Raw genomic sequence first — 26,150 nt, forward strand, 5'->3', positions numbered from 1 at the left:
AATTATCATGAAAAAGCAACCAGATAAAAATAACAAAGATAAGCTGACACAGGCTGATCTTAAAAATGGCATTAAAACTTTTGAGGCGCAATCAAAACCGCATGCTGCGCTGGAAACCCCGGAAGGTAAAAACAACGGAGCAAAACCATCGGCTTATAAAAATCAACGGAGCAACCATCCTTGAGTAGCATGGTTTAAATATTGCGGGAGAGCAATGGCACGTTTACGTGTTATTTACCGGTTTCCATGTGACGTATATCACCGAATTAATAGCGCCATTAGCTGTTTACCGAACACGATACTACAAATTTATGTAATCAATTTGTAGCAACAGATCGACATTTAGGTGGGCTACTTAGGCAGCTATTATTTATCGTGTTCATATATCTTGGGCAACTCAATATAAAAGGTACTGCCTACCCCTTCCTGACTTTCCATCCACGCTCTGCCCCCGTGCAGTTCAACTAATAAACGTATAATAGACAAACCTATGCCCGCTCCGGGCTCGCCTTTAAGTCCGAGACGGTGCGCGCGTGTACGTCGTTCAAACAGATATGGCTGTAGCTCCGCAGGAATACCAATGCCATTGTCACCAACCGATATCTGGATAACATCGTTCATATCTTCGAGCCGCACTTCTATAAGGCTACCTGCTGGGGTAAATTTAATAGCGTTAGCAATTAAATTATTAATTGACTGTGCGATCTTTAAAGAATCTAATGTAGCATAAATCCGCTCGGCGTTGGCAGTAAATCTAAATTGCCTTTCGAGAACATTTTCGCTGTTCTGATATTGCCTTACAATATCTGTCACTGCGTTAACAAGTTCTGACCGCTCTTTTCTTAAACTAATTTCAGGCGATTCCAGAAACTCTTTTTGCATTAAGTCACTGATCAACGAAATATTCTGATCGCAGAGATCCTGTATTATCTTGATGTGGCTCATAAGCACATTGTTATTTGCCACGGTAGGATCATTTCTTATTGCCGAGGCCATAAGATTTATAATAGCTACCGGCTCCTTAAGATCATGTGCGATAACTGCCAGCATGGCGTTTTTCCGCGCATTTATCTTTTCTGCATAAAACATATTGTTTTTGACACCGGTGACATCTGATATATAACCAATTACCAATGAATTATCGGCACCGGTTATATAGGCATTAAGCTCAATGTATTTAAGTCTTTCATTTACCAATACCCTGAATTCAGTTTTTATTTGCCGGCTGGCTAGCAGCGCGCCAAACCGTTCATTGAGGTAGGCAAGATCATCGGGGTGTACAGCTTGCCTCAATACCTGTGGTTGTTGCTCAACTTCGTCGGGAGACAATCCTAATATATTATTGAAAGCGTTTCCACAATAAACCACACATTTTGTTGCGAGATTATAAACAAAGTAACCTTGTTCAGCCACTTCGCCCAGTTGCTTTAGGAGATCGTCATTTACTACTTCCATGATATAGTTTAATAACCAACCGTGGTTAATGCTGTTTGTTTTATTCCTGCAAATAATTAAAACTATTATTCTATGTGATAGTTAAACGTGTAAGTAGTACTTCTCAATCTTATCATATTATCTGAGCTCCGTATAAATACTATAAATGTGAAAGAGAAATACGGGTTTCGCCAATTTACAGGATTTATTTTCTGTCTATCATTAATTTCACTGCCCAAATCTAGCACACATGCTAATAGATAACCATCGATTTGTATTGGCTTTTAAAATATCACTTTAACAATGATCAATATTATATTAGCGGAAGATCATCATATTGTTCGTTTAGGACTTCGCCACATACTTATGCAGGAGCCGGAATTTCAAATAGTAGGCGAAGCCAGTAACGGCCAGCAGGTTATTGATTTACTGGAAAGTAATGTCAACGCTGATGTACTTTTAACTGATATCAGCATGCCTCAAATAAGCGGTTTAGAACTAGCTGACATAGTAAACACACGATTTCCCCAGATCAATACGCTTTTGCTGACGATGCAGGAAGAAGAGGAATATATGTTTAAGGCCTTTCGTTTAGGTGTTAAAAGTTATATGCTTAAAAGCACTGATGCAGATGAATTGATATTTGCTATTAAGCAAGTTGCCCGTAAGCGCCGGTATCTGTGTTCGAGCGTAGCGGACCGGCTTATTAAACGTTTGGTGCTTGATAACATGCCTGTGTCTTTGCCATCACCAAACATAGATTTTTCCGTCCGTGAAATTGAAGTACTGCAACTCATTGCAGAGGGCTATACTAATGAAGAAATAGCTGAAAAGCTATTTACAAGCCGTCGCACAGTTGAAGGCTACCGCCAATCGTTGATCAACAAAACCGGAACCCGCAATACCGCTACATTAATTCGCTTTGTGATGCGGCATCGTATCATAGAGTAAGGATACTATATTCATTTAACATATTGATATTATGCTAATGCTGAGGATACCGTGCAAGAGATTGACCGGGACCCCGCCAAGATGCGCAGTGAAGAAATCAAAAACAGTACACCAACCGAAGAAATAAATTGGAGTACCTATTCAAGCTAAAAGCTGTTTTCATCAAAGTGTTGTTTTGTAAAGGCCGTCTGCATTAGACGGCTTTTTTCATTCCGTTACTTACAAATGTTCAAAATTAAACGCTGCTGGTACTGTTAAAATCTAGCTATTATTTGACGGCTCACAGTTTTTTTTATAAATTGAGCGGGTAGTATGTTTAGGATAAAATCAAATATTGTTTTTAAGCTCAGTGTGGTGCCGGTATTAGTTATTTACCTGTGTTGCAACATACTAAACATTGTTATACTCGGCAGTTTCAGAACTATGCTAAATAACCGTGAAAACCAAGCAGTTAGCGTCCATAATTCTAATGTTGACATAAACAGTGATGCTGGCAAAACCTTAATTAGAATTGACCGTTCAATAGTAAATAACAATACATCCATGTTCAAGCGCGTAGAATTTGCCATGTTATTTATTTTTACGGGAATGGATTTGCTGATACAAAAAGCCAATATTGTTACCCGGCAAATTGCTTTGCCTGCTACAAGGCAGCATACTTTTCTCGCCTTACGCTGTATCCGAATCTGAAGCTTAAGTATTTAATTCCCGCTATTATTTTATCGAGGCAGTACAATTACACTTATCATTAAGTGCATTTTACATCGGCTTATTAATCATACATTTACATAACATCACTTTGTGGTGTAGTTCAGACATTTAACAATCATGTTAATAAAAATAAAAAACCGCAAAAGCGGTAACACCTTAAAAGTTCAGGCAACAGAAGAACTGATAAACGGGCTAAAGATCTGGCGCATTGTGTTTCCGAAAAATGAAACCATTTTTATTGCCCGTCTTAACGGTCAGTGGAAATCAATTGGAAAACTTATACTTAGCTATGATCTGTTGAACGAGATCGGTGTGAAACTGAACCTGATAGCAATTATAAACAGATTGCGCTTAAGGCATCTTGGAGAATAACTACAGTTATGTAGTAACGCGGCTTCCCGAAATAACAATAGTACCTGCCAGATATTATTTTTCTATTTCGCTGATTCTTAGACTTGTTGTATGAACAAGTTGGTCAAGTTCACTTGCGGTCTGTTCAAGTAGGCGCAGATAATTATCCTGTTCTTCGGCTGTAGTCGCAGATTTAAGTAACTCAACCAGTGCAATCACTGAACAGAGCGGCCGACGCAATTCATGAGAGTTTAGCCATGCGATTTCCTGTAATGCCGAGTGCTGACGAATAATCTTTTCTTCGCGTTGCTTTTTTTCGGTAATAACATTTTCAACTGAGATAAAAAATTGGAAGACGCCGGCTTCATCGTAAATTGGCGAAATATTCAACTGCGACCAATACCATTCGCCCGTTTTTTTATAATTGACTAACTCACAGCTAAAAAATTCCTTTTTTTGAACTGCCTGCCCTAGCCGCTGCATGGTCTCTACATTTGTCAACGGACCGTGCAGTACAGTTTCCGGGCCGAGGCCTACAACTTCTGGCAAAGTATATCCGGTAAACTCACAAAAAGCTTTATTTACCCATTTTATTAGTCCGTCCTCGCCTACAATAATCACCAAATTATGAATCTTATTAATAATTTCAGCCCGCAACCGGCTTTCCTGGCGTAATTCTTTTTCTTTAATATAAGCGCTCTCGAGATCTTCTTTACTGCGCACCAGTTCAGTTATATCAGTAGCCATCACCAATCTGCACGATTCGCCTTTAAAATAAATGGGATAAGAAACTATATTGACCGGAAAAACCTGACCAGATTTTCGTACGTGGAGCCAGGTACCCAGATCATTATAACCATCTTGGCTTTTTATTGCAACCTGTTCTAACCGGGGTAAATCTTCAGCAGGACGGATATCCCGGATAGTTAGCTTTAACCATTCATCGCGGGTATATCCGTATTGTTGTAATGCTGCTTCATTTACAGATATAAATTGCTGCGTATCCTGCCTGTATATCCACATTGGGTTCGGATGTGCTTCAAAAAGCTGTCGGTATTGCATTTCAGACGCCTGTAATACCTGCTGCTGCCGCCATACCTGCCGGATGACAAGGATTACGGTGACCACTATCCAGAAAATATCGTTCATTGCCCGGATTATCCCTGGAAATATCTTTCCATTATGCTCAAACCAGGCAGCACAAAAATCATCGCCAATGGCTGTAGCGATCAATCCTCCGGCAACAATTAATAATAAATAAAAATAGGATTTGCGGAACATACTTTCTTTTTACGAAAAATTTTGACCTAAGTTAGCAAATAGCATTAAAGTTGTAAACACACAATTGGCTCATGACTTATCAGGCTGGGCAACAATACATCAGCAAGCACCGTTATACCAAAGTAACTTTAACACCCATTGCTTCCAGCCTTTCTACTATATGTTCCGGCAGATTTTTATCGGTTATTATTTGGTCAACTTCATCAAGCCCGCATATTTTGCCGAAGCCCCGTTTGCCAAATTTGGTCGAGTCGGCAATCACAATGGTTTTTTGCGACACGGCCATCATCTGCCGGTTCAGGTGGGCTTCCATAGCACTGGTTGTGGTCAAACCAAACTCAAGGTCAATACCATCAGCTCCTAAAAAAAACTTACTGCAAAAAAAATCGGCCAAAATGCTCTCGGCATACGGGCCCATAACTGACGATGAACTTTTTCTTAATATTCCTCCTAATTGCAGCACCTCTATATTTGAATGATGAATTAACTCAAGCGCCACATTAAGCGCCGACGTGATCACTGTTAAGTTGCCTACGGGCTGGATGCTTTTGGCTAAAGCAAGCACTGTTGTACCCGATGCTATCAGGATAGAATCATCCGGCTGGATATAGCTCGCAGCGGCTAATCCTATTTTCAATTTTTCTGCGGATTGCAGTTTTTCTTTTTCATTTACCGGCCTGTCGGTGGCGTACGGATTATTTTGAGTAGCGCCGCCATGGGTGCGAAAAAGGCAATTTTTATCCTCCAAAAGTTTCAAATCCTTTCGAATTGTTACAGATGATACTTCCAATTCATTACAAAGGTCCAATACGGCAACACTCCCTTTTTGCTGTATCTGGTTTAAAATATGTTGATGCCTCTCAGTTAAACTTCTCATATAAGATAATTCTATGGTGCAATTTAGCAGGTTTTTAATATAAAGCAGCAATTAGTTATGATGTTAATAACTTAATTCCTGAAAATATTTTAGGTTTCGAATTATTTCATATACTTGTTTCATATTTCGTTTATTGCAAATTCGAAAGTAATTTATTAAAAAATGAAATGATAAGAAACAAAATAGGTTTTAAAAGAGAAGAATATTTGCAGGAGCTGGATAAAACCGAACTATGGGACATCATCATTATAGGCGGCGGCGCGACGGGTTTAGGCGCGGCAGTGGATGCGGCATCAAGAGGCTATAAAACAATACTGCTTGAACAAAACGATTTTGCCAAAGGCACTTCAAGCCGCAGTACAAAACTGGTTCATGGCGGCGTGCGCTATTTGGCGCAAGGCAATATCGGATTAGTTTATGAGGCTCTGCACGAACGCGGTCTGCTGCTTAAAAATGCTCCGCACCTGGTAAAAAAGCAATCGTTTATTATACCATGCTATAGCTGGCTTGATAAAATAAAATACTTTGTCGGCCTAAAAATGTACGATTGGCTGGCCGGTAAATATAGTTTTGGCAGGTCAAGATCGCTTACGCGTGATGAACTAATCGGCGCTGTTACCGAAATTCAAGCTAAGGGCTTGGAAGGCGGCATTAAATACTGGGATGGTCAATTCGACGACGCGCGCCTGGCGATAAACCTCGCCCAAACTGCAGCAAAGCAAGGTGGTATTTTATTGAATTACATAAAAGTAACCAACTTGATAAAAACCGACAAGGGGAGAATAAGCGGAGTAATTGTACGTGATATTGAAAGCGATAAAATTTATAACCTCTATGCCAAAGTAGTTATAAACGCAACCGGCGTTTTTGTTGATCAAATACTACAGATGGACCGCGCGTTCCAAAAACCATTGGTTAAGCCGAGCCAGGGCGTGCACGTAGTATTGGATAGGTCCTTCCTTAGCGGAGATAGCGCCATCATGATCCCGAAAACACCAGATGGCCGGGTATTATTTGCCGTGCCGTGGCATCAGCATGTGTTGGTGGGTACTACCGATACGCCATTGGAAACCTATAGCCTTGAACCTGTCGCATTAGACAAAGAGATAACGTTTATTCTGCAAACTGCAGGGCAATATCTTGTTAAAGCACCCACCCGCGCCAACGTACTATCTGTCTTTGCAGGCCTGCGCCCTTTAGCTGCGCCTGATAAGGACACCGGTGCCACTAAAGAAATTTCAAGAAGCCATAAGCTCATTGTAAATGATTCAGGCCTGATCACTATTACAGGTGGTAAATGGACCACCTATCGCAAAATGGCCGAGGACACAATTGATAAAGCAATTCAAATAGGAAGATTACCCGCCAAACCCTGTATTACTGGCGATCTGAAAATTCACGGCTATACAAATGATAACACAACTACTCATTTATCCGGTTACGGAAGTGACGCTTTATTAATAACCACACTCATTAAAGCTGAACCCAAGTTGGGCGAACTATTAGATGAGAGCCAACCTTACCTAAAAGCTGAAGTTATATGGGCAGTCAGATATGAAATGGCGCGTACAGTTGAGGATGTATTGGCAAGACGATTAAGATTATTGTTTTTAGATGCGCAAGCGGCAATAAATTTAGCACCTGCTGTGGCTAAACTTATTGCTACCGAATTAAACTATGAGCTGATTTGGGAAGAAGCTCAGATTAATAGTTTTAATCAGTTGGCAAGTAAATACCTGGCACAACCAATTACTGAGAATAAAAAATATATTTGTTAAACCAATAATAACAAACCTAAAAGTAAACAATGGAGAAGTATATCTTGTCGTTAGACCAGGGCACCACTAGTTCGCGGGCTATTATTTTTAATAAGGCCGGCGGCATTGTAGCAGTCGCTCAAAAAGAGTTTACACAAATTTATCCGCAACCTGGTTGGGTGGAGCATGATGCACGGGAAATTTGGTCTACCCAGGCTTCTGTAGCTGCCGAAGTGGTAATAAAGGCCAATCTTAAGTCGACAGATATAGCTGCCATAGGTATAACCAACCAGCGTGAAACAACTGTAGTATGGGACAGAACGACGGGCGAACCGGTACATCATGCCATTGTTTGGCAAGATCGCCGTACGGCGGCTGTTTGCGATGGACTACGGGCCAAAGGCGTCGACAAGATCATCCAGGAAAAAACAGGGCTTGTTTTGGACGCCTATTTCTCGGCAACCAAAGTGCAATGGATATTAGATAACGTACCGGGCGCAAGAGAGAAAGCAGAAGCGGGTAAATTGGCCTTTGGTACTATTGATTCATGGCTGATCTGGAACATGACCTCGGGCAACGTACACGTTACTGATGTGAGTAATGCCTCTCGGACTATGTTGTATAATATTAACACTTTGCAATGGGATGCAGAGTTGTTGAAGATATTTACCGTTCCGGCAAGTATGCTGCCGCAAGTAAAATCCAGCAGCGAGGTTTACGGTGAAACTGCAGGCAATGTATTGGCCGCTAAAATTCCTATCGCCGGCATTGCCGGCGATCAGCAGGCGGCATTGTTTGGGCAAATGTGCACTAAAACCGGTATGGTTAAAAACACTTATGGTACGGGATGTTTTATGCTGATGAATATCGGCGACAAACCTATTATCTCTAAAAATAATCTCGTTACAACTATTGCCTGGAAAATTGGCGATAAGATACAATATGCTCTTGAGGGCAGTATATTCATTGCCGGCGCGGTTGTACAATGGCTGCGCGATGAGTTGAAAATTATCAGCACATCTGCCGAAGTTGAGAAACTGGCCGAAAAAGTACCCGATAGCGGTGGCGTATATTTAGTACCTGCCTTTGCAGGTTTGGGTGCACCGCATTGGAACCAGTATGCCCGCGGTACCATATTCGGTATAACACGCGGCACCAATAACGCACATATAGCCCGCGCAGCGTTAGAAAGCATTGCATACCAGACCCTGGAAGTTTTGAAGGCCATGGAGGCTGATTCAGGCGCCCAGATACAACAATTACGTGTTGATGGTGGCGCTACCGCAAATAACATGCTTATGCAGTTTCAGGCAGATATTTTAAAAACCCCTGTCGTACGCCCCGAAGTTACTGAGGTAACTGCAATAGGCGCTGCTTATCTTGCCGGCCTGGCCATTGGCTATTGGAGCAATACTGATGAGATACAAAAGCAATGGCAAATTAACCAAACCTTTAACCCAAATACGTCATTGAATAGCGATGAGGCGGTGAAAGGCTGGAATAAAGCTGTAGCTGCTGTTAAAGTATGGACTGAATTATAAATATAAACCAACAATTAACCTAAATAATTAAGAGATGTCAGAATTTACCGCCGAATTGATCGGCACAATGTTCCTTATCCTGTTAGGAAACGGAGTGGTAGCAAACGTAATTTTAACCGGCACCAAAGGCCATAACAGCGGATGGATAGTAATAACTACCGGCTGGGCCCTGGGTGTATTTGCCGGAGTTGTTATAGCGGGCCCCTATAGCGGTGCGCATTTAAACCCAGCGGTTACCATTGCATTGGCCATTGCCGGACAGTTTGCCTGGGCCAAAGTACCTATGTTTATAGCCGCACAATTTGCCGGCGCAATGCTGGGCGCCTTTTTAGTCTTTCTCATGTATAGAGATCATTTTTTTACCACCAAAGACCAGGGCACTAAAGCAGCAGTGTTTTGCACGTCGCCCGCCATAGCCAATCCCTTGTCGAATATCATAAGCGAGATCATTGGCACTTTTGTGCTATTGTTTGTGATATTTTATTTCACTAAAGGCGAATTGGGCGCTGATAAAACACCTATTGGCCTCGGTTCGTTAGGTGCGCTGCCTGTAGCCTTATTGGTTTGGGCTATTGGTTTATCTTTAGGCGGAACAACCGGCTATGCCATTAACCCCGCGCGTGACCTGGGCCCGCGCATTATGCATGCCATTTTACCTATCCCCGAAAAAGGAAGCAGCGGTTGGCATTACGCATGGATACCTGTCGTGGGACCGATTATTGGGTCGGCGGTAGCGGCAGGATTGTATTTATTTTTAAAATAAATACAATCCTGATGAATAAAAATTTTAACCGCGCCATATGTGGCACTGTATGTTTAATGGGGACGTTAGCGCTTTCATGCAACTCATTAAAACCTGCATCCTACAAGAAAAGCTACCCAACGTTCTTTAAAGTAGGCCACCGTGGTACAAGAGGGCTCATGCCGGAAAATACTATTCCTGCTATGGAGAAGGGTATAGAAGTTGGCGCAAATATGGTAGAAATGGACGTGCATATCACCAAAGACGGGCAAGTGATCGTGTATCACGATGAATCGTTTGATCCCACCTATACCTTAATGCCCAATGGCAGCGATATCCCTGTAAAAGAAAGGACCAGGTATACATTTTACCAAATGAATTATGCCGATATAAAGCCCTTTATCATTGGTACAAAAGCTTATCCTGCTTATCCGCAGCAACAAAGTTTAAAAACCTATACTCCGCTATTGGGCGAACTGATTGACAGTGTTGACGCTTATACACAGGCCAAAGGTTTACCAGGCGTTTATTACCTGGTGGAGATCAAATCGGCTGAAAAAACCGATGGGTTTGATCAGCCTGCGCCAGCGGAGTATATGAAGAAAGTGATGAATGTACTAAAGCCGAAGAAATTAGGAAAGCGCCTCATTATACAATCGTTTGATATGCGTCCGTTACAGGTGTTACACAGTGAATATCCGGAAATAGCACTTGGCTACTTAACCTCTGACAAAACTTTGAGTGTAGCAGGCGATATAAGCAAACTAGGTTTCGCGCCTATGTTTTATAATCCGTACGGTAAATTAATTACCGCCGAAATGGTTAAACAATGCCACGAAAAAGGGATGTTAATTGCACCATGGACTATTAATACGGTTGCCGAAATGAGGCATTTTAAAAGTATAGGTGTTGACGGTATTATAACAGATTACCCCAATCTTTTTAAAGAATTACAATAAAAACAAAGTCCTTACACAACGATCTCAATTAAAGAAAAGCTCATCCATAAAAATAGATACCGGTTTTTGAGGCGGAAACCATGAAGGCGGCCTCATTACCGGTTTTATCCTGATCTGGATATAAGTAAGTGGCTGCACGGCTGTTATTTTGCATTCTATTACTTTTTTGGTATCTGCATCTTGCTGTTTAGCAGGCGGCGCCGGCTTCACTCGTCCGACTACTTTAAACTTATTTTTAACCGAAACATCCAAAACTGTTACTTCTGCAGGGACAAGTATTTGTTGGCTAACGACACGCAGGCTATTTAAACCTATTGTATGCAGATTAATTGGTTTTGTAAAGGTGAGATTAATGACCAGATCCTTTTGCGCCGCCACCCACTTACCATCTCGAAAGTTGAATGACCCAAGTGTTTTGTCAATTAGTAATTTCGGATCTGCGCCAGCAGGGCCATTTTCGAAACTTACGCTATCTGGGGTGTAGCTACTTTTATTGTATGACGCGGTTACGATATCACTACCATACCAACCCATTTTATAAGCGCGAACCTTTATTATAGCGTCGCTGTTTATAATGATTCCTGGCTTATAAACCGGCGATTTGATACTATCCGGATCACTTCCATCCGTAGTATAACGCAGCACTACGTCTTTGATAGGATGGTTAATGAGCAGCTCAAATGGTTTTGAAAATACCGCCTCTGTGTTTTTAAATTGAGGCACATTGAGTTTTATGGGTTTTCCGTCGTCTTTAAACCCTTCATCAAAAGCTACATTTTTATTTAGTTTTCTTAGTTGTTGTATCTCCTGATTGGTTATACCTGTGTTCCAGATAAATAATTCAGCGAGACTTTTCATGGTTACAACCTGTCTAACATCCCGGAAGTTAAGCCTGGTGCCAACCAGTGACAACGATCTCAAATGTTTAAGCTGTGTAAGATATTTTAACCCGCTACCGGTAAGGGCTGTAAAATTAAGATCAAGATTACGGAGATTCTCAAACCGGGCTATGGTTTTTAACTCCTGATCCTTAACCGGCATTTTATTTAAATTCAGTGATACCAACTGCTTTTTTATAGGGCTCAAGTCTTCCAACACCTTTGGGGTGTAAATATTTTTGTTATAGATATTTACAGCTAATGCCGGCGATTCTTTGGCCAATGCATGAACAACCCGGTAATTATTATTTAAACCAGCTATCGTCTTTTCGTCAGCCGCTGTAAAATCATAAGTATCTCCGGCTGATGTGGCGGGAGCTAACACTGTGGAGGCAAGCAGACGTAGTGAATCGGCAGCCGGTAATGAAAGTACTTTTTGCTTAAAATTGGGTTTTTCTTTTATCCAAAGATAAAGTAGGTTGAGTTCGTCGTCGGTAAGCTGGGTTTTACCGGCAGGTGGCATATGTTTATCATCATTAAGGGGTAAGTGTATACGCTGCAGGATCAGGCTCATTTGAGGATCGCCGGGGATAAATAATTTACCGGTTTTGCCCCCTTTTAAAATAGAAGCCGAGTCCGTTAACATCAATCCTCCTTTTAACTTGTCTTCATTATGGCAATTCGCGCATTTGTTTTCAAAAATGGGCTGGATAACATCCTTATAAACCAACGCTTTATCAATTGGTATGGGAGCGGCCTTGCTCATAACCGGAGCAAGTATAAAATTTTCGCCATGGGTAATGTACGCACCATAATGCCCTGCCAACACTAGGGCAATAAACGTTATTATAGCGCCTGTTTTTGCCAATGAGGCTTTGTACCACTGCGAATTGCGGCACCAATAAATAGCAGAACTTAGTAAAACAACGCCTGAACCAGCCCATTTATGCCATTGCAACGTATTACCCGAATATCCCGGCTCTTTAGAAAGGAAAAGACCCATAATAGCTGTTATTGCTGCTAATAAACTGCCGATAAGCAGCAGCGCTGTCGTGAAATTTTGATAAAGAATCTCCTCCTTGAACGCCGCTCGGAAACGGAAAAACTCGAACAACATCGCCATTATTAGCAGCACAATTGGAAAGTGCAGTAGCAATGGGTGCATGCGGCCAACCGGTTGCAGCCAGTGCGGTACAACAACGTGATCACCAAATACCAATAAAAAGATCAGGAATGTGTTGAGTACAAACAATAAAGCTTCCCCAAAACCTTGATGACTTTGTTTAATCATTAGCCGGCCAGTAGATTAAACACGGGTAAATTTATAGGGATAAACTTTGCCGGATGCCCATTGCGCTACATATAGATTATCATCGCTATCCACACAAACATCATGCGGATGCACGAATATCTTTTCAGCCTGGCTCATAGGCTGCAATACACCGCTCTTATAAACCGGTTCGGTACCGCCAATATTAGAAACTACCTTATTGTGTTTATCCAATATAGTTGTAAATCCGGTGCCCGGGTGCTGCATATCGATCGACATCAGCACGGCGGCATATAAATGCTGATCTTTAATCACCGGCCTGCAAACACAAGCACCCGGTAGTACTATGATGTCCTGTAATTTACCATCCAAACCGAAGCGTTTAAAACAATGGCGGGTGCGGTCAGTAACCAAAAGCGACGGTCTCTTTTGACGGCGGTCAATCACAATGCCGTGCGCATTGTCAAAATGTTCATCGCCATCGCCGCGGCCGCCAAAATAGTTTAATAACTTGCCGTTTCGGTCGTAATGGGTAATGTATTGTGCGCCATAACCGTCGGCAATAAAAATATCACCATTAGTGTCAACAATAGTTTCGGTAGGAACGAATTCTTTAGCGTCTTTATAAACACCGGTTTCAACCGGCACATCAATAGTCATTAATATCCGGCCATCCAGTGTAGTTTTATAAACCTGGTGTTTAACAATATCGGTGATAAATAAAAATTCAGTGCCATTTTCATTAACCAAAGTCAGGCCGTGACCTCCGGGGAAATCATGTCCCCAAAAATCAAGCAGCTTCCCGGCGGTATCATAAATCAGAATGTTATTCTTCGTTTCATCAGTCAGCATGATGATACGGCCTTTTGAGTCCTGAACCATTTCGTGGCAATTGTTTACGGGGTGGTTTTGCGGATCGAGTTTTCCCCATTTATTGTCCATACGGTATTTCATCCCGTTGTGGCCGTATATAGGGCCGTCGTTTTTTGCCAGCAGATCTTTCGCAATAAAAAAGCTTGCGGTAAAAACGGTGCTTTGTTGTATAAATTTCCTTCTTTCCATTATTGAATGATCATTAGCTTAGTATTCCGCGCACTACCTTACCTCCCACGTCGGTAAGCCTGTAACGGCGGCCCTGGCTTTTAAAAGTAAGCTTTTCGTGGTCAATGCCTAACTGATTAAGTACAGTAGCATGAAAATCATTTACATGCACGCCATTTTTAACGATATTATAGCCAAAATCATCAGTTTCGCCATAAACCATACCGGGCTTGATACCGCCGCCTGCCATCCAAATACTAAAACAGCGTGGATGGTGATCGCGACCATAGTTTTTTGCGTCCAGTTTACCCTGACTATAATTAGTTCGCCCGAATTCGCCACCCCAAATCACCAATGTTTCATCAAGCAATCCGCGTTGTTTCAGGTCAGTAACCAAAGCCGCCGATGCCTGGTCGACATCTTTTGCCTGTCCGGCCATTTCATTAGGTAAATTTCCATGCTGATCCCAACCCTGATGATACAGTTGTACAAAGCGTACCCCATTTTCTGATAGTTTACGCGCCAACAGGCAATTAGCTGCATAAGTACCAGGAACCACACAATCAGGCCCGTACATTTTGATTGTAGCATCCGATTCTTTAGAAACATCCATAATATCAGGCACCTCGGTTTGCATGCGGTAGGCCATTTCATATTGCTGCACTTTGGCGTTAATTTCCGGGTCGCCAAATTGTTTATATGACAGGTCATTAAGTGAAGCGACTTTATCGAGCATTTTGCGACGCTCCTCACGGCTCAAGCCGTCGGGGTCTTTTAAATAAAGCACCGGATCTTCACTGGTGCTGAATTGTATGCCCTGATAAATTGAATCTAAAAAACCGTTACTCCAAAGTTTTGAATAAACACCCTGGCCGTTACCCTTGCCCTTTGATAGCAGTACAGTAAAAGCAGGAAGATTCTTATTTTCACTACCTAAGCCATAGCTTATCCATGAACCCATACTAGGGCGGTTACCTTGCTGCGCGCCGGTTTGGAAGAAGGTTAATGCCGGATCATGGTTAATAGCCTCGGTGTACATCGTTTTAATGATACAAAGATCATCGGCTATTTTTGCAGTGTAAGGAAAAAGATCACTTATCCAGGCACGCGCTTGCCCGTATTGTTTAAAATCATAATACGACCCAACTAAAGGAAATGAGGCCTGCTTAGCGGTCATCCCGGTCAGTATTTGATTGCCCCGCACGGATGGCGGCAGCTCCTGCCCCATCATTTCACGCAGCTTCGGCTTATAATCGAAAGATTCCAGTTGCGACGGGGCGCCATTTTGAAAAAGATAAATTACCCGTTTGGCCTTAGGCGCAAAATTGGGCATACCCGGTATAAAATCGCTACCACTATCATTGCCGCTAAATAGATCAGGGATAAGCAATGAACCTAAAGCAACGCTCCCTAACCCCAGGCTCAGCTTTGATAAAAATTTGCGCCGGTTTAAATTCAGGTAATGTTCTAAAATATCTTTTTCCATACCTTTAAGTTTTCACAATAGTCTCTTCCAAATTATATACTGCGGCAATTACCTTCATCATTGTAGCCAGCCGAACCTTGTCAAGATTGTCCGGCATTGGGTATTCGCCAACATTTAACAGCTGGGCAGCTGTCCGGCTATCGGTTGTTTTAAGCTCGTCCTGGTAATAACCCGTCAATATAGCCAGTTCTTTATCATTGGGCTTTCGGCAAACAATAAGCCTGAAAGCTTTGTAAATTTTATTTTTAACCGGGCTACTCTCCGTTAATAATCGTGCGGCCAATACCCGCGCTGCTTCCAGCACTGTTGGGTCATTCATCATCACGAGAGCCTGCAACGGTGTATTAGTGCGTAGCCGACGCACTTCGCACTGATCGCGGTTACTGGCATCAAATATGGCCATTGACGCGGGCGGTACTGTACGCTTAATTAGCGTATACATACCACGACGATAAAGATTAGGGCCATGTACCTGTTTGTAAGTTGCAAGTTGCCCCCTGCCCGAGCTTGCCATCTCCCATAAACCGGGTGGCTGATAAGGATTTACACTTGGGCCGCCAATAGTTTTAACCAATAACCCGCTACTGGCCAGTACTAGGTCACGTACCAGTTCGGCCGGCAAACGCGAGCGTGAGCTATACGAAAGCAATTCATTATTGGGATCCAGTTTCAGTTTTTCGGGCGAAATCACAGCCGACTGGCGATAGGTGGCCGACATAACCATTTGCTTAACCAATCGTTTAATATTCCAGCCATGATCTCTGAAGTCAGCCGAAAGCCAATCCAATAATGCCGCATTCTTTGGTAAGTCGCCTTGCATCCCAAAATCGCCGGAGCTTTTTACAATACCCTGTCCAAAAAACTCCTGCCATTGTTGATTAACAAATGCCCGTGCAGTAAGCGGGTTTTGTTTGTTAAACAACCACATAGCAAGCCCCAACCGGTTTTTAGGATAACTTGCCGGGAAAGGTAATATTGCTTTTGGAGTACCCGGCTGCACTTCTTCGCCAGGGGCATCATAGTTACCCCGCTTTAGTAAAAAGGTCTTCCGCACGGTGTCGCCCATTACAGAAACGATCAGTTTATTTGTATCCTGTTTATTTACGAATTTCAAGATACCCCGCACATCCTCATCAGTAATCTGCATCATAGGTTTTTTAGCGTATGTTTCAGGTCCACCAACTACAGAGGTAATGCCTTTCTCATTAACTGTATTAAAGAAGGCGAATAACTCATAGTATTCTTTTTGCGAAAAAGGGTCATACTTATGATCATGGCAATGCGCACACTCCATAGTAACCCCTATTAGGGCTTTGCCAAACGTATTGGTGCGATCTGTGACATAACTTACGCGGTATTCTTCATCTATCACACCACCTTCTTCTGTTATTTTATGATTGCGGTTAAAGCCACTGGCTAACAACTGCTCTTTACCCCCGTTGGGCACCAAGTCACCAGCCAACTGCCAGGTAACGAATTTATCATAAGGCAAATTTTCGTTAAAAGCATGGATCACCCAGTCGCGCCAGGGCCATTGGCTGCGGTAGTTATCATCCTGATAACCGTGCGAATCGGCATATCGGGCTTCGTCGAGCCAGTGCAAGGTCATTTTTTCTCCGTAAGCAGGGCTTTGTAATAGTTGATCTACTACCCTTTCATAAGCATCCGGGCGCCTATCGCCCAAAAAGCTGTCCATCAATTGCAAACCTGGCGGCAACCCTGTAAGATCAAGACAAACCCTTTTTAATAAACGCTCTTTATCCGCTTCAGCATTTGGGCTTATGTTTCTTTTTTCAAGCTTGCTTAATACAAAAAAGTCAATTTCATTTTTTGGCCAGCCCGAATCGGTCACTTTTGGCAACGGCAGCGCTTTAGGAGGGATAAATGCCCAGTGCTTTTCATATTTAGCCCCTTGCTTTATCCATTTTTTTATCAGGTCGGTTTCGTGACGGGTTAATCTTTTCAAATTTGACGCAGGCGGAGGCATCATCATTGCTGAATCATCAGACGTAACCCGTAAATACACTTCAGACATTGAAGGATCATTCGGTACTAAAGCGTGTGCATTGGGATTATCCTGTAAAGCCTTGAATGCCTCCTCGGGAATATCTAAGCGAAGGCCGGCTTGCCGCTTGTTGGCATCAGGGCCATGGCATTTAAAGCATTTATCCGAAAAAATTGGTCGTATATTATAATCGTAACTTATTGTATCGGGTATTTCTTCATCAGCCTGCTGGCTGCTGACGGGTTGATTGCACGCAATTACGCCGCCTAAAATAACACCGGCACAAATAAAGAATAAAAGATAGACACCTTTCTTCATAATTAATTCAGCAGCAGGAATAAATTGGTTTATTGGAATATCTAATATAACAGCAATTATTCATTAACAATGTTTTTTTTAGAAAAAACATCATCTTGCATTAGCGAAACTGCCTTTAGGGTAACAAACGCTTCTTAAAAATTTAACCCGCCTAATAACTTGAAATGCTACATTTAAGGCAGTAAAATCAACATTAATATCAATTTTTAATTTTTATTTAATAGCCTGAAAGTTTACATAGCGATAGTGATAAAATAATGTAACTTGTGTACTACTTTACCCCTGCCATGTCACCGAAACTTTATATTGCCCGTTGTCATTAGTCTATACATGAGAAATACCCAAGATCAGATTAAAAAATTAGAAGAAGAAGTACACCGGCTGAAGGTGCAAGCGGAACAATACACATTATTTCAGGCTGAAAAAGACCGGCTCGATAATGAATTTCAGCGCAGTCAGGAACGCTTTAGAACAATTTTTGAAGAATCTGCTGTCGGGAAAAAGATTATTGATGACCAACTTCACATTATTAAGGTCAATAAAGCGCTGCTTAACATACTTGGTTATACTGAAAACGAAATGTTAGGAAAGGTGATCACTGATTTTTCTCATCCCGATTTTGTTAAACCCTGGAAAGATTTGCAGCATCAACTTTGGACAACAAGTATGTCGTCCTTTAACTTTGATACTTGCCTGATCAAAAAAGACCGTTCGACAGTTTGGGTACATGTTACAACTATTCTGATTGAAGATACTGACGATACACTGGGCTATACAATTATAGAGGATATTTCGGAGAGGATAGAGATTGAACGATTAAAAGATTTAATTCGCGAACAGGAGCAGCGTCAGGAGATAGCTGAGACAATACTAAACACACAGGAAGAAGAACGAAGGCGCGTTGCCGAAAGTTTGCATAATGGTTTGGGCCAGTTGCTATATGGCGTAAAGCTGAGCCTGAACGATGTAAAGGTTAGATATTCAGAAAGCCAGCCGGGAAATGAACGAGCACTGCAGTACACACAGCAATTAATAACCGATTGCATACACGAATGCAGACGTATCTCGCATGACCTGATGCCTGCTATGCTTCAGGAACATGGGTTGAAGGAGGCGGTGGAGGATATTTGCCGGCAGTTAACCAACGGACTCAGTTTTGAGAGCAACATCCAGGGTTTGGACACGAGGATAGATAATGTCCTCGAAATTGCTATTTACCGGATGATTCAGGAACTTGCGATGAATATCGTCAAACATGCTGAAGCAAGTAGGGCCGCTATAGACATTGCAGCAGACGAAGCAGCTATTTATATCCAGGTTAGAGATAACGGAAAGGGATTTGATGAGGAAGGAGAGCAGCAGAAAAAAGGAATTGGTTTACAAACGGTCCGTTATAAAGTAAACTTACTAAGCGGCACATTAAATGTCTCGTCTGCGAAGGGAAAGGGCACCACTGTCGAAATCACTATTCCAAGACGTATAGCGTAAGCTATATCTCTGCTCTTGAAGCATGGGCTGCACGGAGTGCACTCAGAAGTTCATCAATATCACCGTCTTTTGATAAGCAGTCCTTCGCACCCGCCGCCAGCGCCCGCTGCTTCACGGCTATTTGTGGGTGCAATGTCAGTATAATAACGAATAACGCAGGGTTAAGTGCTGTAAGCTGTCGTGTGAGTTCCCATCCGTCCATGCCGCGCATATTAAGATCGGTCAGTACCATATTCGCCTGGATGCCGCTTTTTAGTAGGGCGAGTGTAGCGTCTCCGTCTGCGGCCGAGGCTAAGATTTCGATATCGTCCTGGCCGCCCAGTAACTGGCAGAGACCGTTCCTGACGACAGGATGATCATCCACTACGATAATTCTCATCATCAAAGATTGACATTCTTTATTGATATTGGTTTACTTCAAACAATTTTTTGCGGCTTATCTTATCATTTCGCGTATTTATAGCAGTGTCTACCGTATTTACCAATGCTGGTTATTGAATCAGGAAGTTGGTTATAAAGACAAATTAATGGACTCGGGCCATTATTAATGGTAAGAAACTTTACCAATATCGCTCCGTCTAAACTTTATGGTTGTACACGCCCCATGGCCTAATCCTTGACTATTGATCTCAAATGAACCGGCATGGCTTTCAATAATCGATTTACAATTATACAATCCAAGCCCTGTTCCATCTTTTTTGGTAGTAAAACCCCTTTCAAACAAACGGCTGCCTGTTCCTTTGTCAAATCCTCTACCATTGTCAACTATTTTTAACTCAATTAAATTATCCGTTCCCTTTAAAGACACCGAGATATTTTTGACGGGCGCATCAACCGCTATGGCTTCCAAACTATTCTTCAAAACATTCAGAATTACTTGCATTAATTTGGTATGATCGCCGCTTATTATGTAATCACCTTGCTTGATGTCAATTTTAAATTGGATGCCTTTTTTGTCGAATAACGCCAATAACATCGCTCTGCAATCGTCTAATATATTTACCAGGTTCACGGGCTTCCTTTGATGCTTGCCTCCATGGCCGGTAACTAATTGCCTTTGTATATTTAATATTTCCTGTATGTGGTTAATGATATTTAAAAGCTCACTGATTGAAGCACCAATTTCATTATTGTTTTCTGTTTGAGTATTAGCTATACCGTCTGCTACAGCAACCATCGCGTTTGCCTTATCAAGCCCTATGACAGATGCAATAGCCGCTTTTTGCGTTTGTATAAACAGACTCAAATTTTTTATTGACTCAATATTATTTTTGCTAAACGCCCTATTTATGCGATTTAGGTAAGAACCAAAACCAACCAGCGCATTACCGATATCGTGTAAAACTTCTGAAGCTATTTCAAATTTACCTTGCGCTAATGCTTTTTCAAGTTCCTGCTCTTTTTGGAGGTTAAGTTGCTCATTCAAGCGTTTCAAATCTGCAGCTTGTTTATTCAATTCACGCGATTGCTCAGAAAGCATGGCGGTAAGTTGTTCTAACTCTTCATTACGCTGCACTAAGTTTGCCATTATCTCTTCGCGTTCAAGCACCGCCCTCTTCATTTGCGTGATATCCCGGTTAATACCTAATAAACCCACCACTTTGCCTGAATTATCTTTAATTGGTACCTTAGTACTTAAGTTCCATCTTATTTCATTGGTTTCGTTGTTTATAAACTGTTCTTCGTGATTAATGAGCGAGCGTTCTGACTTCATTAATGACTGTTCGTCATTAAAAAACTGTGCAGCTTCTTGCGGATGACAATCAAAATCTGTTTTTCCTATTATATCCTGGGGCGATTTATAACCGGCATTAAGTGCAACCGGTGTATTGCAAAGTATAAAACGGCTTTCTGTATCCTTTAAATAAATTTGATCAGGTAAGTTTTCAATTACAAGGCTAAACAAGTCTTTTTGAGCAAATGGCAACTCTTCCTTAAGTCCATTTTCTATATTGCCTAAGTTTTCTGTCATATGCGGTAAAAGTTCTTTGCTTAATTCAGTGGTTTTCATTCTAATACTTATTATACTCAGACATCGGTCATACGGGCAAACTTATAATAAATAAAGCGCCGTTTTTATTCTCAACACTAATGTCTCCACCGTGCGAATTGATATATTGTTTAACGATAGCCAACCCCAAACCGGTGCCAGTGTTTTTTTGCTTGGTGACAAATGGCTCAAAAAGGGTTTTTATTATTTCGGTTGGTATACCAGGCCCATTATCCTGCACCCTTATGATTATTTCGGTATCCTTTATATCTACAGAGATATTGATGGCCGCATCTTTTATTTGATGATCGTGCAACGCATCTATAGCGTTATTAATTAAATTACTAAACGCCCGCCTTAGCTTGCTTTCGTCACCGTTTATAACGACGTTCTCAGGTATAGCAATAGTTATTTTGGTGGTAGCCATTCCTGCCCGGGTATCTGCCAGGCCAACAGCATCCTTAACGATTTTGTGCAAAAAAACCGGTATCTTTTTAATAGGCGTATTTTTTATAAAATCTAAAAAATCATCAAAAATTTCGGATGCTTGATCTGCAGACTGGTCTATTAAATCAATCAGGTCATTTTCATCGCCTTCCTCTCTCATCATACCGGTAATAACTTTAATGTTTTTAATCGGCGGGCGAAGATCATGCATAACCATACCAATTACCTGACCAACAGCTGACAGTTTTTCTCTTTGCAAAAGTTTCTCATTTAATTCTGCATTCCGGATAGCTTGAGCTGCGTTTTGTACAAAAAGCTTTAACAAATACATTTTTTCTGTTTTAAGCTTTTGCTGTTTTTTTAGTACTGCAAAAACAGTGTAATTGTCCATCCGTGCAAGAAAAAGTTCATCAACTTGCACGACTTCATCCTTTGCTAAATCTATGCCTTTAACACGCGCGATGAGCTCGTTGATATCTATTCTGCCATCAAGAGTTCCAATAGCAAGTATTTGCTCATAACTAAGATCGTTATGCAGCTTACCCATCAACGCCATATCAGTATCTACTGAGTTGGCGAGTTGGTCAAGTATATTTTTCAATAATGAATCCAGTTGATGTTTGCTTAATCCTATAGATGATATAGATTCCATCAAATTTTCCAAATTCCTTAATTTATTGTAATCAGTTACAGCTTTAGTAGCCAACTGAACAATTTCTTCAGGCGCGTACGGTTTACAATGGTAACCCACGTTTTGGCCGGCTTGTTCAACAATTTCGTCGATTGAACGGTCACTATATGCCGTTATGAAAATAATTTCAACTTTAATATCATACTTTCTTATTTCGATAGCTGTTTCCAGACCATTCCATCCCGGCATCCGCATATCTAAAAATATAACTGCGTAAGGCCGGCCCTCCTCTACCGCCTTCTTCACCAGCTTTACGCCGTCCATGCCATTAGAAGCCTTATCAACAGTAAATACCGGAATATTTGGTGTGCGGGCCGCCAATAATGGTTTAGGCGAATCAAAAAGAATATTCAGTGCATTGTCGATGTCTTCCTGCTTTTCTGATAACGAATGAGGCAACAGAATATCTGCAATGTTATCTCTTACCATTTCTTCATCATCTATTATTAAGACGGCAGTATTAACCTTATTCATATATGAGCTTTTTTTCAATAAAGATAAAAATATTTACCCCCTTTGTATCATCTTTGTTACAATAATATTATGCTTTGTTCAATTAATAACAACACCAAGAAATTCGTTTGGTCGATGGGGGTTTTTGTTGCCAAAGTTCTTCAGCATGAGGACGTGCCGATAAGGTTATAACTGAATCGTAGCTGAATTCTTCTTTATTGATACGACAAAGTTATAAAGCCTATCAATCGGCCGGAATACAAGGTTAATTTAGAATAATTAAATGAAATAAACACAGACGCTTAGAATATTTTGTTCGCAAGTACGGCATATTACCGCTGTGTTATTTCAAATTCTCAAATCTCCTTTTCACTTTCTTGTATGGTTTTGTCTATCCAGTAACCGCCGTTAAACGGGTCGCTAACGTAATGCAGTCTTACCTTGCCTTTTTTATCAATAACCACATTGGTAGGGTATAAATTGATATTGAACTCGTTGGCATAGTTGCGACCGTCGCCAACCAACTGGTAGCTAAAGGGATTTTTTTTAAGAAATTCTTTAACATCGTATTCATCATCCAGCGCGAAGCCAACAAAGATTACATTAGGATTGTTTTTATATTTTAGGGCCAGCCGGTTTAGTTCCGGTATTTCGGCACGACAAGGCGGGCAGCCTATAAACCAAAAGTTAAATACTATGGTTTTGCCTGCCCAGTCTTTAGCTTCTATTTTCTTACCGTTTACATCTCTAATTTTAAATGGTTTTATAACCTGCCCTGTTTTAAAAAACGGACTTTCGGCTGGCTTCGGCATTCGTTCGCTCCAGTACTGTTTTTGCTGCTCGGTATATTTAACCAAAAGAAACGGGGTATTGTCCTTTTCAGGATTAAGAGGTTTTAACCAATACTCGTTACTCTGCAGCATTTTTGCCCAAAGCATATAAGGGTATTTCATTCCCGACGAATCAATAACTACCGATGTTTGCGTTGGTTTTGGCGCAGTGGTTTGGGCTTGGCTACAAAACGCACTCAATAATAGCATTATGGCTGTAATTACTTTTTTCATCATTATATACCGTATATAATCCGAGATTTCAAAATCTATCTAAAAGTAACGGAAAATTATATCTGTTTGGACTATAAGAAAAATTAAGGCTCTCGGGATCCATTTTTTGTCCCCTGGATTTTATTATAATAAAAAAGGCTTTTAGTATTATACTAAAAGCCTTTTTTAAATTCGTGGCGGTGAGGGAGGGATTCGAACCCTCGGTACAGTTTCCCGTACGTCAGTTTAGCAAACTGATCCTTTCGGCCTCTCAGGCACCTCACCGTTTTAAAGAATATCCCTTTTTTCAGGGACTGCAAATATAGCAATTAGGTTAAGCCGGCAAAAAAAAATTAATAATCTATTCGCACATGATAAATGCTCATCAGCATGCGTTTAAAAATAGCTTTAATGGTTTCAATATCCTTTAAAGTTATATCGCAGTCTTTCAGTTGGTTCTGATCTAATTTGTATTTTACAATGCGATCAACTAACGCGCTGATTGACTTTTCATCGGGCTCTTTTAAGGATCGCGAAGCAGCTTCAACCGAGTCGGCCAGCATTAAAACACCGGTCTCTTTTGAAAAAGGAATGGGCCCGGGATACCTGAAAGTGTTTTCATTAATAATCTTTTCAGGAAAATTTTTCAGGAATGACTGATAAAAATAATCCACCCGGGTATTACCGTGGTGTGTACGGATAAAGTCGATTACGATTTCCGGAATATTGGCTTTTTGCGCCATCTCAATCCCTTTATACACATGGCGAATGATAATCTGGGCACTTTCCTCATATGTCACTTTATCGTGGGGGTTAAAGGCCGAATTTTGATTCTCTACGAAAAACAGCGGATTTTCCATCTTGCCAATATCATGATACAGGGCCCCTGCTCTTACCAATAAAGCGTTTCCACCAATAGCATAAATAGCGTTTTCGGCCAGGTTCGCTACTTGTAGCGAGTGTTGGAAAGTCCCGGGCGCAGAAAATGCCATCTCGCGCAGCAACGGTGCATTGGTATTTGTAAGTTCTATCAGCGTTATATCGGAGGTGATAGCAAACACTTTCTCAAATAAGTATATCAACGGATAAGCCAGCAACGTCAGCAGAACACTAACTATAAATGGTACGAAATTATACCAGTCGATGTCAACTAAACTGCCCTCCCTGATCAATGATATGCCCAGGAACGACACGAAATAAGTGAAAGTAATAATCAATGCTGAGATCAGGAACTGCTCGCGGCGCACCAGATTTTTAATGCTATATATAGATACCATGCCCGCCGTAATCTCAAAATAAGCGAATTCAAAACTATTGGGTACAAAAAACCCGGCTATTAGAACTACCAGCAGATGTATATTAAGTGCCAGACGTGTATCGAACAATATCCGGATAATAATGGGGACAATACAATAAGGTATGTAATACAAGTTTGGCAGCTGCAATTTAATAGCCATGGATAGCGTGAACAACATGGCTGTAATTACCAGCAAGATCAAACTTACTAACCGGTTATCGGCATAAATGTCCTTACGAAATAGATATAAGAAGATCATTAACAGCGCGATGGTTATCGCAACCAGAGCAAACTGTCCTGCCAGCACCAGTTTGGGGTCGCCATTGATACGCGAGTTGTCCTCAAATGCTTTCTTATATGATATGAGCTTCTGATAAACTTCATCATTCACTACCGAACCTTTAGCTATAATCACATCACCTTTTTGTACCATGCCACGAGTTAACGAGATGTTTTCCAAAACCTCAGTTTCCAACCTGGCGGTTAGTTTATCGTCATAAACAATATTACTTTGTATGCGATTTTGCAATAGGTCGAGCAGAAAGGTTTTATCGATGTCACTACGTTTACTGAGTGCCTGATTACAATAGGTTAAGGCGCTTTCTTTGGTAAAGAGATCGGCCGTGTTCTTTTCGGTAGCTATATTTCCCTGAAGAATAGTAAGCGAGTAAGATTGTGTCTGCTGATATTTTGAGTTGAGTGTAACTACACCTTTATCGTAAACCTGTTTCAACAGTGCCTGGCCTATCTGCACGTAGCCCGGCTTTTTGCGATCGTCTATTCCAGCATTGTGCCATTTAATTTCCAGATCATTCTTAAAACCATCTATCTGGCGTTGTTCCAGATTAGCATCCAACTGATAAAGCTGTGTGGTACTGGCCAAAGCATTCTTACGGTCATTCTGTATTTCGGCCTGGGTTTTTAATATAGCAAAGTTATACGGCGATATCAGATCTTTCTGATTCCAGATGCGACCCTTCTCAATTTCATAGCTAAACTTAGCCTGTTTGGGCAGCGAGTAAACTATCAAACAGGTACTCACCACCATCATTAAAAACTTGACGTTGCGAGCGTATTTGCGCAATAATGCCTTTTGACGAGAGGGTGATAGTGTTGCCATTTATTGAATTAAGCCTCCA

At 41.4% G+C, this 26,150-nt stretch carries 20 protein-coding genes and 1 tRNA gene; 8 read left to right on the top strand and 13 right to left on the bottom strand.

Features of this window, described 5'->3' with window-relative positions; all coding sequences use genetic code 11:
* Positions 1-7: 7 nt before the first annotated feature.
* Positions 8-184: a hypothetical protein gene (locus ABD772_RS00845; RefSeq protein ID WP_345100374.1), complete on the top strand. Its 177-nt coding sequence runs from the start codon at positions 8-10 to the stop codon at positions 182-184.
* A 182-nt stretch (positions 185-366) separates the two neighbouring features.
* On the opposite strand, the gene ABD772_RS00850 is transcribed toward ABD772_RS00845, so the two are convergent.
* Positions 367-1,455, bottom strand: a complete 1,089-nt coding sequence (locus ABD772_RS00850; protein ID WP_345100376.1) for a PAS domain-containing sensor histidine kinase — start codon at positions 1,453-1,455, stop codon at positions 367-369.
* Positions 1,456-1,737: 282 nt separating this feature from the next.
* On the opposite strand from ABD772_RS00850, the gene ABD772_RS00855 reads away from it, so the two are divergent.
* Positions 1,738-2,385, top strand: a complete 648-nt coding sequence (locus ABD772_RS00855; protein ID WP_345100378.1) for a response regulator transcription factor — start codon at positions 1,738-1,740, stop codon at positions 2,383-2,385.
* A gap of 828 nt (positions 2,386-3,213) precedes the next feature.
* A complete protein-coding gene (locus ABD772_RS00860; RefSeq protein ID WP_345100380.1) occupies positions 3,214-3,468 on the top strand; it encodes a hypothetical protein in 255 nt (84 codons plus the stop codon).
* A 54-nt stretch (positions 3,469-3,522) separates the two neighbouring features.
* Here the strand turns inward: ABD772_RS00860 and ABD772_RS00865 are convergent, their stop codons facing one another.
* On the bottom strand, positions 3,523-4,728 hold the full coding sequence (locus ABD772_RS00865; RefSeq protein ID WP_345100382.1) for a PAS domain S-box protein: 1,206 nt from the start codon (positions 4,726-4,728) through the stop codon (positions 3,523-3,525).
* Positions 4,729-4,840: 112 nt separating this feature from the next.
* Complete coding sequence (locus tag ABD772_RS00870) at positions 4,841-5,605, bottom strand: DeoR/GlpR family DNA-binding transcription regulator (protein WP_345100385.1); 765 nt, start codon at positions 5,603-5,605, stop codon at positions 4,841-4,843.
* Between the two features lie 167 nt (positions 5,606-5,772).
* Here ABD772_RS00870 and ABD772_RS00875 point away from each other — a divergent pair, with 167 nt between their 5' ends.
* The 4 genes from ABD772_RS00875 to ABD772_RS00890 are packed head-to-tail and all read left to right on the top strand — an operon-like array spanning position 5,773 to position 10,604.
* Positions 5,773-7,383, top strand: a complete 1,611-nt coding sequence (locus tag ABD772_RS00875; RefSeq protein WP_345100387.1) for a glycerol-3-phosphate dehydrogenase/oxidase — start codon at positions 5,773-5,775, stop codon at positions 7,381-7,383.
* 29 nt (positions 7,384-7,412) lie between these two features.
* A complete protein-coding gene (gene glpK / locus ABD772_RS00880) occupies positions 7,413-8,903 on the top strand; it encodes a glycerol kinase GlpK (protein ID WP_345100389.1) in 1,491 nt (496 codons plus the stop codon).
* A 34-nt stretch (positions 8,904-8,937) separates the two neighbouring features.
* Positions 8,938-9,666 carry an MIP/aquaporin family protein gene (locus tag ABD772_RS00885; protein WP_345100391.1) on the top strand — a complete coding sequence of 243 codons (729 nt, stop codon included), beginning with the start codon at positions 8,938-8,940 and terminating at the stop codon, positions 9,664-9,666.
* A gap of 11 nt (positions 9,667-9,677) precedes the next feature.
* Positions 9,678-10,604, top strand: a complete 927-nt coding sequence (locus ABD772_RS00890; protein ID WP_345100393.1) for a glycerophosphodiester phosphodiesterase family protein — start codon at positions 9,678-9,680, stop codon at positions 10,602-10,604.
* A gap of 24 nt (positions 10,605-10,628) precedes the next feature.
* Here the strand turns inward: ABD772_RS00890 and ABD772_RS00895 are convergent, their stop codons facing one another.
* From ABD772_RS00895 to ABD772_RS00910, 4 genes are read right to left on the bottom strand one after another with little or no spacing between them, the layout of a single operon-like run.
* Positions 10,629-12,773 carry a c-type cytochrome domain-containing protein gene (locus ABD772_RS00895; protein ID WP_345100395.1) on the bottom strand — a complete coding sequence of 715 codons (2,145 nt, stop codon included), beginning with the start codon at positions 12,771-12,773 and terminating at the stop codon, positions 10,629-10,631.
* A 15-nt stretch (positions 12,774-12,788) separates the two neighbouring features.
* Complete coding sequence (locus tag ABD772_RS00900; RefSeq protein WP_345100397.1) at positions 12,789-13,814, bottom strand: NHL repeat-containing protein; 1,026 nt, start codon at positions 13,812-13,814, stop codon at positions 12,789-12,791.
* A gap of 13 nt (positions 13,815-13,827) precedes the next feature.
* Entirely contained in the window at positions 13,828-15,279 is a 1,452-nt protein-coding gene (locus tag ABD772_RS00905) for a DUF1501 domain-containing protein (RefSeq protein ID WP_345100399.1), read from the bottom strand.
* Positions 15,280-15,283: 4 nt separating this feature from the next.
* On the bottom strand, positions 15,284-17,602 hold the full coding sequence (locus tag ABD772_RS00910) for a PSD1 and planctomycete cytochrome C domain-containing protein (RefSeq protein WP_345100401.1): 2,319 nt from the start codon (positions 17,600-17,602) through the stop codon (positions 15,284-15,286).
* 330 nt (positions 17,603-17,932) lie between these two features.
* On the opposite strand from ABD772_RS00910, the gene ABD772_RS00915 reads away from it, so the two are divergent.
* Positions 17,933-19,090 carry a PAS domain-containing sensor histidine kinase gene (locus ABD772_RS00915; protein WP_345100403.1) on the top strand — a complete coding sequence of 386 codons (1,158 nt, stop codon included), beginning with the start codon at positions 17,933-17,935 and terminating at the stop codon, positions 19,088-19,090.
* 1 nt (position 19,091) lies between these two features.
* Here the strand turns inward: ABD772_RS00915 and ABD772_RS00920 are convergent, their stop codons facing one another.
* The 6 genes from ABD772_RS00920 to ABD772_RS00945 all read right to left on the bottom strand — a co-directional run bounded on the left by ABD772_RS00920 (position 19,092) and on the right by ABD772_RS00945 (position 26,131).
* Positions 19,092-19,472 (bottom strand): response regulator, encoded by a 381-nt coding sequence (locus ABD772_RS00920; protein ID WP_345100405.1) that lies wholly within the window; start codon positions 19,470-19,472, stop codon positions 19,092-19,094.
* Positions 19,473-19,634: 162 nt separating this feature from the next.
* Entirely contained in the window at positions 19,635-21,101 is a 1,467-nt protein-coding gene (locus ABD772_RS00925; protein WP_345100407.1) for an ATP-binding protein, read from the bottom strand.
* Positions 21,102-21,129: 28 nt separating this feature from the next.
* Positions 21,130-22,692: a hybrid sensor histidine kinase/response regulator gene (locus ABD772_RS00930; RefSeq protein ID WP_345100409.1), complete on the bottom strand. Its 1,563-nt coding sequence runs from the start codon at positions 22,690-22,692 to the stop codon at positions 21,130-21,132.
* 335 nt (positions 22,693-23,027) lie between these two features.
* On the bottom strand, positions 23,028-23,738 hold the full coding sequence (locus tag ABD772_RS00935; RefSeq protein WP_345100411.1) for a TlpA family protein disulfide reductase: 711 nt from the start codon (positions 23,736-23,738) through the stop codon (positions 23,028-23,030).
* Between the two features lie 171 nt (positions 23,739-23,909).
* Positions 23,910-23,999, bottom strand: a tRNA-Ser gene (locus tag ABD772_RS00940).
* A 68-nt stretch (positions 24,000-24,067) separates the two neighbouring features.
* Positions 24,068-26,131 carry an HD family phosphohydrolase gene (locus tag ABD772_RS00945; RefSeq protein WP_345100413.1) on the bottom strand — a complete coding sequence of 688 codons (2,064 nt, stop codon included), beginning with the start codon at positions 26,129-26,131 and terminating at the stop codon, positions 24,068-24,070.
* Between the last annotated feature and the right edge of the window lie 19 nt (positions 26,132-26,150).

It is taken from the genome of Mucilaginibacter panaciglaebae (assembly GCF_039539265.1).
GTDB classification, from domain to species: domain Bacteria; phylum Bacteroidota; class Bacteroidia; order Sphingobacteriales; family Sphingobacteriaceae; genus Mucilaginibacter; species Mucilaginibacter panaciglaebae.

What these genes read in the sequence shown, in the direction of transcription:
- ABD772_RS00845 (WP_345100374.1), top strand. Translation starts at nt 8, where the DNA reads ATGAAAAAGCAACCAGATAAAAATAACAAAGATAAGCTGACACAGGCT.
- ABD772_RS00850 (WP_345100376.1), bottom strand. Translation starts at nt 1,455, where the DNA reads ATGGAAGTAGTAAATGACGATCTCCTAAAGCAACTGGGCGAAGTGGCT.
- ABD772_RS00855 (WP_345100378.1), top strand. Translation starts at nt 1,738, where the DNA reads ATGATCAATATTATATTAGCGGAAGATCATCATATTGTTCGTTTAGGA.
- ABD772_RS00860 (WP_345100380.1), top strand. Translation starts at nt 3,214, where the DNA reads ATGTTAATAAAAATAAAAAACCGCAAAAGCGGTAACACCTTAAAAGTT.
- ABD772_RS00865 (WP_345100382.1), bottom strand. Translation starts at nt 4,728, where the DNA reads ATGTTCCGCAAATCCTATTTTTATTTATTATTAATTGTTGCCGGAGGA.
- ABD772_RS00870 (WP_345100385.1), bottom strand. Translation starts at nt 5,605, where the DNA reads ATGAGAAGTTTAACTGAGAGGCATCAACATATTTTAAACCAGATACAG.
- ABD772_RS00875 (WP_345100387.1), top strand. Translation starts at nt 5,773, where the DNA reads ATGATAAGAAACAAAATAGGTTTTAAAAGAGAAGAATATTTGCAGGAG.
- glpK (WP_345100389.1), top strand. Translation starts at nt 7,413, where the DNA reads ATGGAGAAGTATATCTTGTCGTTAGACCAGGGCACCACTAGTTCGCGG.
- ABD772_RS00885 (WP_345100391.1), top strand. Translation starts at nt 8,938, where the DNA reads ATGTCAGAATTTACCGCCGAATTGATCGGCACAATGTTCCTTATCCTG.
- ABD772_RS00890 (WP_345100393.1), top strand. Translation starts at nt 9,678, where the DNA reads ATGAATAAAAATTTTAACCGCGCCATATGTGGCACTGTATGTTTAATG.
- ABD772_RS00895 (WP_345100395.1), bottom strand. Translation starts at nt 12,773, where the DNA reads ATGATTAAACAAAGTCATCAAGGTTTTGGGGAAGCTTTATTGTTTGTA.
- ABD772_RS00900 (WP_345100397.1), bottom strand. Translation starts at nt 13,814, where the DNA reads ATGGAAAGAAGGAAATTTATACAACAAAGCACCGTTTTTACCGCAAGC.
- ABD772_RS00905 (WP_345100399.1), bottom strand. Translation starts at nt 15,279, where the DNA reads ATGGAAAAAGATATTTTAGAACATTACCTGAATTTAAACCGGCGCAAA.
- ABD772_RS00910 (WP_345100401.1), bottom strand. Translation starts at nt 17,602, where the DNA reads ATGAAGAAAGGTGTCTATCTTTTATTCTTTATTTGTGCCGGTGTTATT.
- ABD772_RS00915 (WP_345100403.1), top strand. Translation starts at nt 17,933, where the DNA reads ATGAGAAATACCCAAGATCAGATTAAAAAATTAGAAGAAGAAGTACAC.
- ABD772_RS00920 (WP_345100405.1), bottom strand. Translation starts at nt 19,472, where the DNA reads ATGATGAGAATTATCGTAGTGGATGATCATCCTGTCGTCAGGAACGGT.
- ABD772_RS00925 (WP_345100407.1), bottom strand. Translation starts at nt 21,101, where the DNA reads ATGAAAACCACTGAATTAAGCAAAGAACTTTTACCGCATATGACAGAA.
- ABD772_RS00930 (WP_345100409.1), bottom strand. Translation starts at nt 22,692, where the DNA reads ATGAATAAGGTTAATACTGCCGTCTTAATAATAGATGATGAAGAAATG.
- ABD772_RS00935 (WP_345100411.1), bottom strand. Translation starts at nt 23,738, where the DNA reads ATGATGAAAAAAGTAATTACAGCCATAATGCTATTATTGAGTGCGTTT.
- ABD772_RS00945 (WP_345100413.1), bottom strand. Translation starts at nt 26,131, where the DNA reads ATGGCAACACTATCACCCTCTCGTCAAAAGGCATTATTGCGCAAATAC.